The 13396-nt window shown below is 70.3% G+C and carries 16 protein-coding genes; all 16 read left to right on the forward strand.

The window, feature by feature from the left end; translation table 11 throughout:
• Positions 1 to 95 precede the first annotated feature (95 nt).
• Positions 96 to 1511: a proline--tRNA ligase gene (proS, locus tag ACH4YP_RS36040; protein WP_398495100.1), complete on the forward strand. Its 1416-nt coding sequence runs from the start codon at positions 96 to 98 to the stop codon at positions 1509 to 1511.
• Between the two features lie 260 nt (positions 1512 to 1771).
• Positions 1772 to 2368, forward strand: a complete 597-nt coding sequence (locus ACH4YP_RS36045) for a hypothetical protein (protein ID WP_269649597.1) — start codon at positions 1772 to 1774, stop codon at positions 2366 to 2368.
• A gap of 322 nt (positions 2369 to 2690) precedes the next feature.
• Positions 2691 to 3110, forward strand: a complete 420-nt coding sequence (gene rpsP, locus ACH4YP_RS36050) for a 30S ribosomal protein S16 (protein WP_361062277.1) — start codon at positions 2691 to 2693, stop codon at positions 3108 to 3110.
• Between the two features lie 2 nt (positions 3111 to 3112).
• Entirely contained in the window at positions 3113 to 3352 is a 240-nt protein-coding gene (locus ACH4YP_RS36055) for an RNA-binding protein (protein WP_003973401.1), read from the forward strand.
• Between the two features lie 104 nt (positions 3353 to 3456).
• On the forward strand, positions 3457 to 4044 hold the full coding sequence (gene rimM / locus ACH4YP_RS36060; RefSeq protein ID WP_361062274.1) for a ribosome maturation factor RimM: 588 nt from the start codon (positions 3457 to 3459) through the stop codon (positions 4042 to 4044).
• Complete coding sequence (trmD, locus tag ACH4YP_RS36065) at positions 4044 to 4865, forward strand: tRNA (guanosine(37)-N1)-methyltransferase TrmD (RefSeq protein WP_398495161.1); 822 nt, start codon at positions 4044 to 4046, stop codon at positions 4863 to 4865. The genes rimM and trmD overlap by 1 nt, the downstream gene beginning before the upstream one ends.
• Positions 4866 to 5000: 135 nt before the next feature.
• Positions 5001 to 5351, forward strand: coding sequence for a 50S ribosomal protein L19 (rplS, locus tag ACH4YP_RS36070; protein ID WP_361062271.1), 351 nt, complete (start codon positions 5001 to 5003; stop codon positions 5349 to 5351).
• 47 nt (positions 5352 to 5398) lie between these two features.
• On the forward strand, positions 5399 to 6187 hold the full coding sequence (lepB, locus tag ACH4YP_RS36075) for a signal peptidase I (protein ID WP_361062268.1): 789 nt from the start codon (positions 5399 to 5401) through the stop codon (positions 6185 to 6187).
• Positions 6180 to 7265: a signal peptidase I gene (gene lepB / locus ACH4YP_RS36080; protein ID WP_361062265.1), complete on the forward strand. Its 1086-nt coding sequence runs from the start codon at positions 6180 to 6182 to the stop codon at positions 7263 to 7265. Before lepB (ACH4YP_RS36075) ends, lepB (ACH4YP_RS36080) begins: the two co-directional genes overlap by 8 nt.
• A complete protein-coding gene (gene lepB, locus ACH4YP_RS36085; RefSeq protein WP_361062262.1) occupies positions 7150 to 8115 on the forward strand; it encodes a signal peptidase I in 966 nt (321 codons plus the stop codon). Before lepB (ACH4YP_RS36080) ends, lepB (ACH4YP_RS36085) begins: the two co-directional genes overlap by 116 nt.
• Positions 8116 to 8195: 80 nt before the next feature.
• Positions 8196 to 8942 carry a signal peptidase I gene (gene lepB / locus ACH4YP_RS36090; protein WP_361062260.1) on the forward strand — a complete coding sequence of 249 codons (747 nt, stop codon included), beginning with the start codon at positions 8196 to 8198 and terminating at the stop codon, positions 8940 to 8942.
• Between the two features lie 79 nt (positions 8943 to 9021).
• Positions 9022 to 9537: an NUDIX hydrolase gene (locus ACH4YP_RS36095; protein WP_398495163.1), complete on the forward strand. Its 516-nt coding sequence runs from the start codon at positions 9022 to 9024 to the stop codon at positions 9535 to 9537.
• Between the two features lie 55 nt (positions 9538 to 9592).
• Positions 9593 to 9901 (forward strand): DUF2469 domain-containing protein, encoded by a 309-nt coding sequence (locus ACH4YP_RS36100; protein WP_055510545.1) that lies wholly within the window; start codon positions 9593 to 9595, stop codon positions 9899 to 9901.
• 162 nt (positions 9902 to 10063) lie between these two features.
• Positions 10064 to 10435: a YraN family protein gene (locus ACH4YP_RS36105; protein ID WP_361062257.1), complete on the forward strand. Its 372-nt coding sequence runs from the start codon at positions 10064 to 10066 to the stop codon at positions 10433 to 10435.
• Positions 10435 to 12060 carry a YifB family Mg chelatase-like AAA ATPase gene (locus tag ACH4YP_RS36110; RefSeq protein WP_361062254.1) on the forward strand — a complete coding sequence of 542 codons (1626 nt, stop codon included), beginning with the start codon at positions 10435 to 10437 and terminating at the stop codon, positions 12058 to 12060. The genes ACH4YP_RS36105 and ACH4YP_RS36110 overlap by 1 nt, the downstream gene beginning before the upstream one ends.
• Positions 12057 to 13250, forward strand: a complete 1194-nt coding sequence (dprA, locus tag ACH4YP_RS36115) for a DNA-processing protein DprA (RefSeq protein ID WP_398495104.1) — start codon at positions 12057 to 12059, stop codon at positions 13248 to 13250. The genes ACH4YP_RS36110 and dprA overlap by 4 nt, the downstream gene beginning before the upstream one ends.
• Positions 13251 to 13396: the final 146 nt, after the last annotated feature.

Here is a 13396-nt window from a genome sequence, read left to right on the forward strand (position 1 = left end):
CGTGGCGTCCAGGGGTTACGGAGCCCGGTTTGCGTGCCACCGGCGCGCGCCGCAAAAATTCACATACCGGCAACATGTGCCCGTACCATCGCGCCATGGCAAAGGCACCTGTTCTCACCCCTCGGGCGGACGATTTCCCGCGCTGGTACCAGGACCTGATCAGCAAGGCGGAGCTGGCAGACAACGGTCCGGTGCGCGGCACGATGGTCATCCGGCCGTACGGCTACGGGCTGTGGGAGCGGATGCAGCGGGAGATGGACGCCCGGATCAAGGAGGCGGGTGCGCAGAACGCGTACTTCCCGCTCCTCATCCCGCAGTCGTACCTGACGAGGGAGGCCGAGCATGTCGAGGGCTTCGCGCCCGAGCTCGCCGTCGTCACGCACGCCGGCGGCAAGGAGCTGGAGGAGCCTGTCGTCGTCCGCCCCACCTCCGAGACGATCGTCAACGACTACTTCTCCAAGTGGGTGCAGAGCTACCGCGACCTCCCGCTGCTGATCAACCAGTGGGCGAACGTGGTCCGTTGGGAGATGCGCCCGCGCGTGTTCCTCCGTACGACGGAATTCCTGTGGCAGGAGGGACACACGGCCCACGCCACGTACGAGGACGCCCGGGACTACGCCGCGCACATCCACGAGAAGGTGTACGCCGACTTCATGGTGAACGTCCTGGGCATCGATGTGGTGCTGGGGCGGAAGACGCCGGGCGAGCGGTTCGCCGGGGCCGTCAACACCCTCACCCTCGAAGCGATGATGGGTGACGGCAAGGCCCTGCAGATGGGCACCAGCCATGAGTTGGGCCAGAACTTCGCGAAGGCCTTCAACACCCGGTACCTGTCCGGGGACGGCCGGCAGGAGCTCGTCTGGCAGACCTCCTGGGGGTCCTCGACCCGCATGGTGGGTGGCCTGATCATGTCGCACGGTGATGACAGTGGGTTGCGGGTGCCGCCGCGCCTCGCCCCCGTACAGGCCGTCGTCCTCGCCATCAAGGGCGACGATGCGGTTCTGGCCAAGGTCCACGAGCTCGGCGACCGGCTGAGGGCGGCGGGCGTACGCGTCCAGGTCGACGATCGCACGGACGTCGCGTTCGGCCGCCGAGCCGTCGACTGGGAACTCAAGGGCGTGCCCGTACGTATCGAGGTCGGCCCCCGTGACCTGGAGAACGGCACCGCGATGCTGGCCCGCCGCATCCCGGGCGGAAAGGAGGCGGTGGCGATCGACTCCCTCGTACGGCTGCTGCCCGCCGTTCTCGAAGAGGACCAGGCCCTGCTGCTGACGCAGTCGCGCGAGCGCCGGGAGTCCCGGACGTCCGAGGTGTCGACGATCGGGGAGGCCGTCGAGGCCGCCGTCGCCGGCGGCTGGGCGCGCATCCCCTGGGCCGACCTCGGCGAAGAGGGTGAGGCCGAGCTGGCGGCGCACGCGGTGACCGTACGCTGTCTGGTCGCGGAGGACGGGTCGGTGCCCGGGAGCGACGACGCACCCGGTAACGTCGCCGTCGTGGCCCGCGCCTACTGAGCCCCGGCATTCCGCCGCGAGAAGGACCGAAACGCCTCTTGCGTATCTGATGACCGCAGGGGCCCCGGCGCGCGGACACCGTCTACAGGCCGGGGCGTACGAGTCACTACGTACCGGCTAGGTGTGAACTGTGAGGCTTCTCCGCAGATCAGCGCACCCGCCCTCGTCAGGACGCATCAGCGGCAACTGACGGGTACGTGCAAATTATTTGGGATGCCCCGGAATAGGAACACAGAGGCACCCCGGCTCGTTGTCATTACGTGAGCACGACACCACCTGTTCTCGCCGCAGAGCTGGCAGGGGCGTGGGCCGACATTCAGCGGCACCACACCGAGCTGCCCGATCTTGCCGCGCCAGAGTCCCTGATCGGAGAGTCGTCGTCCGCCTGCGGGCACGAGCTCTCCTTCGAACGACTGCTTCACGAAGCAGTCCACGGCATCGCCGCCGCCCGAGGTGTCCGAGACACCTCCCGCGCCGGCCGGTACCACAACCGCAGATTCCTCGCGATCGCCGAGGAGTTGGGCCTGGACCACCCCGAGGAGCCGCATCCCAGCAGTGGCTTCTCGCTGGTCACGCTCAACCCCGAGGCGAAGCGGCGCTACCGCCCGACGATCGAGCGGCTGCAGCGCGCCCTCAAGGCGCACACGGTCGCGACCGCCGCGGACACGGCCCGCAGCTTCCGGGGCCCGGCCGCCCGGCACGGCTCCTCCGGAGGAGGCGTGCGCGTGAAGGCGGTGTGCGACTGCGGGCGCAACGTCCGCGTCGTCCCGTCGGTCCTCGCCCAGGCGCCGATCGTGTGCGGAGGGTGCGGGAAGCCGTTCCGTATCCCGGAGGTGGTCGGCGCCGCAGCGGGCTGAGCGGACAGTTGTCGTAGCGGCGGGCGGTCGTGCCGCCGGGGTGGTGCGGGAGAGCGCAGTGGCATCTCGTGGATGCCGGGTTGCGCAGCGGCCCACCTCGACGGCGACACCCGCGTGGGGCCCGATCGTGCCGCGGGCCGGTCATGCGCTGCCCGGGTCGAGGGCGCCGGTCAGGGTGTGGCAGAATGGCCAGCTGTACTCGACAGCCGCACAGGACCCCTCTCTCCTCCGGCTGACGCGTCCATCGGGCACTCGGGTACCGCAACCCCACGCGGCAATTTCGTCGTGCCCAACCACGTCAAGACCAGGAGACACCACTCCAGTGGCAGTCAAGATCAAGCTGAAGCGTCTGGGCAAGATCCGTTCGCCTCACTATCGCATCGTCGTAGCCGACTCCCGTACCCGCCGTGACGGCAGGGCCATCGAGGAGATCGGCCTGTACCACCCGGTGCAGAACCCCTCGCGCATCGAGGTCGACTCCGAGCGTGCGCAGTACTGGCTGGGTGTCGGCGCGCAGCCGACCGAGCCCGTGCTCGCCATTCTCAAGCTGACCGGCGACTGGCAGAAGCACAAGGGCGAGCCCGCCCCGCCGCCGCTGCTCGTCGCCGAGCCGAAGGCCGCGCGCCCGTTGTTCGACGCCCTGGGCGGCGAAGACGAGGGCAAGGGTGAGGCCATCACCCAGAAGAAGAAGGCTGAGAAGAAGGACGAGGCTCCCGCCGAGTCCGCGTCGACCGAGGCCTGAGCATGCTCGAGGAGGCTCTTGAGCACCTCGTGAAGGGCATCGTCGACAACCCGGACGACGTGCAGGTCGCCTCGCGCAACCTGCGCCGCGGGCGCGTTCTCGAGGTCCGGGTGCACCCCGACGACCTCGGTAAGGTGATCGGCCGCAACGGCCGCACCGCACGCGCTCTGCGCACCGTCGTGGGCGCCATCGGTGGCCGCGGCGTCCGTGTCGACCTCGTCGACGTGGACCACGTCCGCTGACGTAAAACGCAGCACCGGCTCGGGCCGGGGAGGGCCATTGGCCGTCCCCGGCCCGTAGTCGTCTACGCGGCAATGCCGTAGCCACACGACAGGAGATCAGGCAAGTGCAGCTGGTAGTCGCGCGGGTGGGCCGCGCCCATGGCATCAAGGGCGAGGTCACCGTCGAGGTACGTACCGACGAGCCGGAGCTGCGGCTCGCGCCCGGCGCCGTCCTGGCCACGGACCCCGCCTCGGCCGGTCCGCTGACCATCGAGACGGGGCGGGTGCACAGCGGCCGCCTCCTGCTGCGCTTCGAGGGCGTACGTGACCGCAACGGCGCCGAGGCGCTGCGCAACACCCTGCTGATCGCCGACGTCGACCCGGACGACAAGCCCGAGGACCCGGACGAGTACTACGACCACCAGCTCATGGACCTGGACGTAGTCCTGAAGGACGGCACCGAGGTCGGACGGATCACCGAGATCTCGCACCTGCCCTCGCAGGACCTCTTCGTGGTCGAGCGGGCGGACGGGACCGAGGTGCTGATCCCGTTCGTCGAGGAGATCGTCGTCGACATCGACCTGGAGAAGCAGCGGGCCGTCATCGACCCGCCGCCCGGACTGATCGACGACCGGGCCGAGATCGCCTCCGCCAGGGACGCCGAGAGCTCCTCCGGCGACGCCGAGGACACCTCCGCGGGAGACGAGGCGTGATGCGGCTCGACGTCCTCACGATCTTCCCCGAGTACCTGGAACCCCTGAACGTCTCGCTCGTCGGCAAGGCACGCGCGCGTGGACAGCTGAATGTGCACGTGCATGATCTTCGGCAGTGGACGTACGACCGGCACAACACGGTCGACGACACCCCGTACGGCGGCGGCCCCGGCATGGTCATGAAGACCGACCCCTGGGGCGACGCGCTGGACTCCGTCCTCGCGGAAGGCTACGAGACGGGCTCCCACGGGCCCGCCCTGGTCGTCCCCACACCCAGCGGACGCCCGTTCGACCAGGAGCTCGCCGTCGAGCTCTCCGAGCGCCCCTGGCTGGTCTTCACACCCGCCCGCTACGAGGGCATCGACCGGCGGGTCATCGACGAGTACGCGACCCGTATGCCGGTCTACGAGGTGTCCATCGGCGACTACGTGCTGGCCGGCGGCGAGGCGGCCGTCCTCGTCGTCACGGAGGCCGTGGCCCGGCTGCTGCCCGGTGTCCTCGGCAACGCCGAGTCGCACCGGGACGACTCCTTCGCGCCGGGAGCCATGACCAACCTCCTGGAGGGGCCCGTCTACACGAAGCCGCCCCAGTGGCGCGGCCGCGGGATCCCGGACGTGCTGCTCAGCGGCCACCACGGGAAGATCGCCCGCTGGCGGCGGGACGAGGCACTGAAGCGCACGACGGCCAACAGGCCCGACCTCATCGAGCGTTGCGACCCCGCCGCCTTCGACAAGAAGGACCGCGAGATGCTCTCCATCCTCGGCTGGCAGCCCGGCCCCGACGGCCGATTTTGGCGCAGGCCAGAGGCCGTGGAAGAATAGGCGGCTGCTGTACGTCGTCCGGCGTGCGCCCCTGCCACAGGGGGACACGACGCCCGCCCCGACCCGGACAGCCCCCTTTCTGAAACACCGACTTCCGTTGATGACCTGTGGCATCAGCGAAGAAAGCAGACGATCATGTCCCACCTGCTCGACTCCGTCGACGCCGCGTCGCTGCGCAGCGACGTCCCGGCCTTCCGCCCGGGTGACACCGTCAACGTCCACGTCCGCGTCATCGAGGGCAACCGCTCCCGTGTGCAGCAGTTCAAGGGCGTAGTCATCCGCCGCCAGGGCGCCGGTGTCCGCGAGACCTTCACGGTCCGCAAGGTCTCGTTCTCCGTCGGCGTCGAGCGCACCTTCCCGGTGCACACCCCGATCGTCGAGAAGATCGAGCTCGTGACCCGCGGTGCCGTGCGTCGCGCGAAGCTGTACTACCTGCGCGACCTGCGCGGCAAGGCCGCGAAGATCAAGGAGAAGCGCGAGCGCTGAGCACTCGCGCCGGGCGCCGTGTGAAGGCCGGATAGCATCTGGCCTCGATGGACGCCGAAGCACAGCAGACGGAGCGCGACCGCTCCTCCCACCCCGCCGGATCCGAGGAGATCTCGGACACAGAGGGGACGGAGGGGCGGTCGCGTTTCGCGTTGGTGGCCCGGGCCGCGGACTGGCTGCCAGGGGGCCGGATCACCCTGACCGTGCTGTTCTGTCTGGTTTTCCTGCTGCTGCTCAGCCGCTTCGTGATCCAGCCGTTCCAGATTCCCAGTGGCTCGATGGAGCCCGGATTGAGGATCGGGGACCGCGTTCTCGTAAATAAGTTGGCGTACCGTTTCGGTGCTGAGCCGAGGCGCGGTGACGTCGTCGTGTTCGACGGCACCGGTTACTTCGGCGACGCCGACTACATCAAGCGTGTCGTCGGCGTGGGGGGAGACCATGTGGTCTGCTGCGACAGGCAGGGGAGGATCGAGGTGAACGGCCGGTCGGTCGACGAGTCGACGTTTCTGTTCCCGGGCGACAAGCCGTCAGAGGTGTCCTTCGACCTCGCAGTGCCCGACGGCACTCTGTTCGTCCTCGGCGACCACCGCGGTGACTCCAGCGACTCCCGCGACCACCTGGGCTCCCCGGGCGGCGGCATGATCCCCGTCGACGACGTGATCGGCAGAGCCGACTGGATCGCGTGGCCCATCGGCCACTGGACCCGCCTGGAGCGCGCCGACGACTACGCGCGCGTGCCCGCCGCCACGACAGGCGGCGCTCCGGCGGCGACCGCCACAGGGCGCAGCGCCCCGGCGTCGAGCGGGCCGGGCACCGCGGACGGTGTCCATGGGTAACCGCGGCAAGCCTCGCAGCGCACACAGCGCCGCCGAGGACCTTCTGCCCACCGGCAGCCGGCGTACCGGCGGCCCGGTCATGCCGGGCCGGGCCGAGCGGCGCAAGCTCGCCCGCAGGGTCAAGCGGCGCCGACAGCGCTCGGCGATCAAGGAGATACCCCTTCTGATAGGGGTCGCCCTGCTCATAGCGCTCGTCCTGAAGACGTTCCTCGTCCAGGCCTTCGTGATCCCCTCCGGCTCCATGGAGCAGACGATCCGGATCGGCGACCGCGTCCTCGTCGACAAGCTCACGCCGTGGTTCGGCTCGAAGCCCGAGCGCGGCGACGTCGTCGTGTTCAAGGACCCCGGCGGATGGCTGGAGGACGAACAGCCGGTCGCGAAGGCCGACGACCCCATCGTCGTCAAGCAGGTCAAGGAGGTGCTCACCTTCATCGGCCTGCTGCCCTCCGACAACGAACGGGACCTGATCAAGCGGGTCGTCGCGGTCGGCGGCGACACCGTCAAGTGCTGCGACACCCAGGGCCGCGTGACCGTCAACGGCATGCCGCTCAATGAGCCCTACATCAACCCCGGCGACAAACCCTCGTCACTCAACTTCGAGGTGAAGGTGCCCGAGGGGCGCCTGTGGGTGATGGGTGACCACCGCTCCAACTCCGCCGACTCCCGTTACCACCGCACCGAGAAGGACAACGGCACCATCTCCGAGGACGTCGTGGGCCGCGCCATGGTCATCGCCTGGCCCATCGGTCACTGGAGCCAGCTCGACGAGCCGGAAACGTATGCCTCCGTGCCCGACGCGCCCGGTGGGGCGGGCGTTGTGCTCGGCGCGTCGCATAGGGTGGCCACCGCGGATCGATACGGATTGATCCCGCTCCCGACCCCTGCGGAACTCCCGCTCGTTATGGGAGTGGTGGGCCTGCGTCGTATCCGTCGCAGGCGGCGGCACGGAGTGAGGAGTGGATGTGGGGGATTTGGCGGTCGGCGCACGGTCCGGACACGAGGGCCCCGAGGAGCGACCGGAACGACCCGAAGAGTCGCTCCCCCCGGCCGTAGAGGACGACGTGACCGCCGGCAGTGACAACGGAGGTGACTCCGGCGGCGACGGAGGCAGAGACGCGCGGGACGGCGACGGAGCCGCCCCGCAGCCGAAGAAGCCGCGGTCCTTCTGGAAAGAACTCCCGCTGCTCATCGGCATCGCGCTGGTTCTCGCGCTGCTGATCAAGACCTTCCTGGTGCAGGCGTTCTCGATCCCCTCGGACTCGATGCAGAACACCCTTCAGCAGGGTGACCGCGTCCTGGTCGACAAACTGACCCCGTGGTTCGGCTCGGAGCCCGAGCGCGGCGAGGTCGTCGTCTTCCACGACCCCGCCAAGTGGCTGGCGGGCGAGCCGACCCCGAACCCGAACGCGATCCAGAAGGGCCTCAGTTGGATCGGCCTGATGCCGTCCGCCGAGGAGAAGGACCTCATCAAGCGCGTCATCGGCGTCGGCGGCGACACCGTCGAGTGCAAGGGCACCGGCCCGGTGAAGGTCAACGGCAAGGCGCTGAACGAGACTTCCTACGTGTACCCGGGGAACACGCCGTGCACGGTGGACGACCTCGGCGGCCAGTTCAAGGTGAAGGTGCCCGAAGGCAAAATCTGGGTCATGGGTGACCACCGGCAGAACTCGCTGGACTCCCGCTACCACCAGCAGGACAAGCACAAGGGCTTCGTGCCCGTGGACAACGTCGTGGGCCGCGCCGTCGTCGTCGCCTGGCCGCCCACCCGCTGGTCGACGCTGCCGGTGCCGGACACCTTCGACCAGAACCTCAGCGCCGCCGCTCCCGGCGCGCTCGGGCTCGCGGGCGCGGTGCCGCTGGTGCTGTGGCGCAGGCGCCGTCTCACCGTCGCGAACGCCAGGGTTTCTGGGCCGGGTACCGCCGGGTAGGGTGCCGTCCCAGATCGCCGATCTTCCGCGGCCCGCACCTGGGCCGCGGGGTCGATTCTCCGAGTTGGGGGAGCACTGGGATGAGCGGGACAAGTCGTACGGACGAGGGCCATGGGCGGCTCGGCAGCAAGCTGTCGGGATTCGCCATGGCCCTCGGCTGTGTGCTCTTCCTCGGCGGTTTCGCCTGGGGTGCGATCGTCTACCAGCCCTACACCGTGCCGACCGACTCGATGTCGCCGACCATCACGGCCGGCGACCGGGTGCTCGCCGAGCGGATCGACGGCTCCGACGTCGAGCGTGGTGACGTCGTCGTCTTCAAGCAGGCCAGCTGGGGCAACATGCCCATGGTCAAGCGCGTCGTCGCGGTGGGCGGGGACACCGTCGCCTGCTGCACCGAGAACAAGCTGACCGTCAACGGCAAGAAGATCGACGAACCGTATCTCCCCAAGGGCAGCGTGGCCGAGGCGACCACGATCCCGGCCATCAAGGTTCCCGAGGGCAGGCTCTTCCTGCTCGGTGACGAGCGCAGCGGCTCCCTCGACTCCACCGCGCACCTCACGGAGGCCGGCAGCGGCACGGTGCCGCGCAGCGCGGTGGACGCCCGCGTCGACGCCGTGGCCTGGCCCATGAACGGCATGCTGGCCCGGCCCACCAACTTCGAGACCCTCGGCGCCATCTCCGAGCCGGGACCCCTGCGCCTGGTGCTCACGGCGATCGTGGTGGGCGCGGTGCTCGTCCTCGGCGGAGGGGCGTACGGTCCGATCGCCAAGCGGGCGGAGCGCCGGCGCGGCCGCACGGGGACGAGGGAGCAGGCTCTTGCCGGCTGACGTGCCTCAGGGATCCGAGGGAGCGGGCGAGCGGTCGGCCTCGGCCACGTCCGCGGGGTCCGGAAGCACGGGCGAGCGGCTGGTCCCCGGGCCCGGCGAACTCGGGGAGCTGCGGAAGGTCGCCCGGGTGGTGCTGCTCGACCCGCAGGACCGCATCCTGCTGCTCCACGGCCACGAACCCGAGGATCCGTCGGACAACTGGTGGTTCACACCGGGCGGCGGCGTGGAGGGCGACGAGACGCGGGAAGAGGCCGCCCGCAGGGAACTCCTGGAGGAGACCGGCATCACCGAGGTCGAGCTGGGCCCGGTGCTGTGGCGGCGGACCTGTTCGTTCCCGTTCGCGGGGCGCCGCTGGGACCAGGAGGAGTGGTACTACCTGGCCCGGACGGCGGATACGCGCGAGGTGGTGCCCGAGGCCACGGGACTGACGGAGCTGGAACGGCGCAGTGTCGCCGGAGCGCGCTGGTGGACGTGCCAGGAACTTAACCAGGCACATGAGACGGTGTATCCGACCAGACTCGCCGAGCTGCTGCGCAGGCTGCTCGACGAAGGGCCCCCGGCCGGTCCCGAGACCCTCGACACGGAAATCGTCTAGGGGCTCGCGGGGCTGGCGCACAATAGGGGGACGCACGGCTGAAGGGGAACATGCCATGAGCGCCGAGGACCTCGAGAAGTACGAGACCGAGATGGAGCTGAAGCTCTACCGGGAGTACCGCGATGTCGTCGGTCTGTTCAAATACGTGATCGAGACCGAACGGCGCTTCTACCTCACCAACGACTACGAGATGCAGGTGCACTCGGTCCAGGGCGAGGTGTTTTTCGAGGTGTCCATGGCGGATGCCTGGGTGTGGGACATGTACCGGCCTGCTCGGTTCGTGAAGCAAGTACGCGTCCTCACATTCAAGGACGTGAACATCGAGGAGCTCAACAAGAGCGACCTCGAACTGCCGAGCAGCTGAGCGATCACGGTCGACGACCGGCCGGAGGTGTCGTCGACCGGCCGGAGACGGGGAGCGGCCGCTCGTGTGGGTGACTGAGTTGTCCACATCCGAGTGGCCGTCCACCAAGATCCACTAGCGGGCCGCGGCGGGCTCAGTGTGGGTGCCGGAGGTGGTGCCCACATGAAGACGTCCAAGGCACGCAACGCACTGGGGAAGTACGGCGAGGATCTGGCCGCACGGCGGCTGACCGAGTCGGGAATGACGGTCCTGCGGCGCAACTGGCGCTCGGGCAGGGCCGGTGAGATCGACATCGTGGCCCGGGACGGCGACGCGCTGGTCGTCTGCGAGGTGAAGACCCGCCGCACGGGAACCTTCGAGCACCCGATGGCCGCCGTCACCCCCGTCAAGGCGCAGCGGCTGCGCGGCCTCGCCGAGCGCTGGCTGCAGGAACACGGAGGAGCCCCACCCGGCGGCGTCCGTATCGACGTCGTCGGCGTCCTGCTGCCCGACCGTGGCGCTCCCGTCGTGGAGCACGTGCGGGGGGTGGCCTGATGGGATTCGCGCGTACGTGCTCGGTGGCCCTCGTCGGTGTGGAGGGTGTCGTCGTCGAGGTCCAGGCGGACCTGGAGCCCGGGGTCGCGGCGTTCACCCTGGTGGGCCTGCCCGACAAGAGCCTGACGGAGAGCAAGGACCGGGTGCGGGCGGCCGTGGTCAACTCCGGCGGAGAGTGGCCGCAGAAGAAGCTCACGGTGGGCCTCAGTCCGGCCTCCGTGCCGAAGAGCGGCAGTGGATTCGATCTCGCGATCGCCTGTGCGGCGCTGGGGGCCTCCGAGCGCATCGACCCACGGGTGATCTCGGACATCGTGATGATCGGCGAGCTGGGCCTGGACGGGCGGGTCCGGCCCGTCCGGGGTGTGCTGCCGGCCGTGCTCGCCGCGGCGGACGCGGGATACGAGCAGGTGGTGGTGCCGGAATGCGCTGCCGCCGAGGCCTCGCTGGTGCCCGGGGTGTCCGTGCTCGGCGTCCGCAGCCTCCGGCAGCTGATCGCCGTCCTCACGGACGAACCGGTGCCCGACGAGGTGCCCGACGACCAGGGGCGGCCGGATCCGCTGCTCGCGGGCCTGCGCATGCCGGGGACGGGCGCGGCCACGGGCATCCACAGCATGGGCGCCATGCAGCACGACCACGGACACGACCTCGCCGACGTCGTCGGCCAGCACTCGGCACGGACCGCGGTGGAGGTCGCCGCGGCAGGAGGACACCACCTGTTCCTCGAAGGCCCGCCGGGCGCGGGAAAGACGATGCTCGCCGAGCGACTCCCGGCCATCCTGCCGAGGCTCAGCCGCGGCGAGTCCCTGGAGGTCACAGCCGTCCACTCGGTCGCGGGCCTGCTGCCACCGGGCAAACCCCTGGTCGACGTCGCGCCCTACTGCGCACCGCACCACTCGGCGACCATGCAGGCGCTCGTCGGAGGCGGCCAGGGCATCGCACGGCCGGGCGCGGTGTCGCTGTCCCATCGGGGAGTGCTCTTCCTCGACGAGACACCCGAGTTCAGCAGCCATGCCCTCGACGCCCTGCGCCAGCCCCTGGAATCGGGGCATGTGGTGATCGCGCGCAGCGCCGGAGTCGTACGCTTCCCCGCCCGGTTCCTCATGGTCCTCGCGGCGAACCCATGTCCTTGCGGCCGCTTCTCACAGCGGGACAGCCTGTGCGAGTGCCCGTCCTCCGCGATCCGCCGCTACCAGGCACGGCTCTCCGGACCGCTGCTCGACCGGGTCGACCTGAGGGTCGAGGTGGACCGCGTCACCCGGTCCGAACTCACGGAGAGGGGCGCGCGGGGCGAATCCACCGAGACGGTCGCCGGACGGGTGCGGGCGGCCAGGGAGCGAGCCGCGGCGCGGCTGACGGACACTCCCTGGCGGACCAACAGCGAAGTGCCGGGGCGGGAGCTGCGCAGCCGCTGGTACGCCTCCTCGGGAGCCATGGAGGACGCCGAGCGCAGTCTGGAGCGAGGCGGGCTCACCGCGCGCGGTCTCGACCGTGTCCTGCGTGTCGCCTGGACCGTCGCGGACCTCGTGGGCCACGACCGGCCCGACGTGACGGACGTCGCCCTCGCCCTGCAACTGCGCACCGGGGTCCCTCGGGGGGTGCCCATGGCGATCGGAGCACTGTCATGAGCGAGGACAGCACAGGCGGAGGGAATGGCAGGGGCAGCGGCGATGGTGGGGACGACGCGCGACTCCACCGGGCCTTCCTCGCGCGCGTCGTCGAACCGGGGGACGAGGTCTGCGGGCGGTGGCTGCGCGAGCTCGGGACGGCGGAGGTGGTCCGGCGGCTCACCGGAGGCGGGCAGCAGCTGCCGGGCGTGACGGACAAGCGATGGGCGGGGCTGATGGACCGGGCCGAGCGGGCGGACCCGGAGCGCGACCTCGCCGTGGCACGAGACGCCGGGACGCGGTTCGTGTGCCCGGGGGACACCGAATGGCCCGCACAGCTGGACGACCTCGGGGACGCCCGGCCCACCGGCCTCTGGGTGCGGGGGCGGCCCAGCCTGCGGATATGGGCGCTGCGCTCGGTCGCGGTTGTGGGAGCGCGGGCCTGCACCGAGTACGGCGCGCACATGGCGTCCGTACTCGGCTCGGGGCTCGCCGAGCGGGGGTGGGTCGTGGTGTCCGGGGGTGCCTACGGGGTGGACGGCGCGACACACCGCGGTGCGCTCGGCGCGGGCGGGGCCACCGTCGCCGTACTCGCCTGCGGGGTCGACCGGCCCTATCCGTCCGGGCACACACAACTGATCACCCGCATCGCCGAACAGGGACTGGTCGTGGGCGAGTTGCCGCCCGGCGACCATCCGACACCGAGCAGGTTCATCCTGCGCAACAGAGTCATCGCGGCGTTGACCCGCGGCACGGTGGTCGTCGAGGCGGCGTACCGAAGCGGGGCCCTGGTCACCGCCCGGGCAGCTCAGCGGTTGGGCCGGTACGCGATAGGGGTGCCGGGCCCGGCCACCAGCGCGCTCTCGGCGGGGGTGCACGAACTGCTGCGCGGGGACGCGGCGCTGGTCACCGACGCGGCGGAAGTGGCGGAGCTGGTCGGCGACATGGGCGAGTTGGCGCCGGACCGGCGTGGGCCGGTGCTGCCGCGCGACCTCCTTGACCCCGCCGCCGCCCGGGTGCTGGCCGCGCTGCCGGCCCACGGGACCGCGTCGACCCAGGACACCGCCCGAGGCGCCGGGACGACGGTGGACGACGCGGTCGCGAGACTGTACGAACTCCGCTCACTTGGGTTCGTCGAACGACACGGCGACGGCTGGAAGTTGACACGCCAGGCCACTATCTCCGTCGACACGGATCGGGGGCGATGCTGACCGAGAGTGTTCGGCCGTCCGGGCGACCCCCCGAAACCCTTGGCAATTCCCGTAGTTGGCGCCCCACGGTGATTACGCACGGCGACGATCGTGACCCTGGGGGGCGCCCAGCGGAACGTATCTGCGCACGGTGGATCCCCTGCCGT

Source organism: Streptomyces sp. NPDC020747 (assembly GCF_044334695.1).
Lineage (GTDB): Bacteria > Actinomycetota > Actinomycetes > Streptomycetales > Streptomycetaceae > Streptomyces.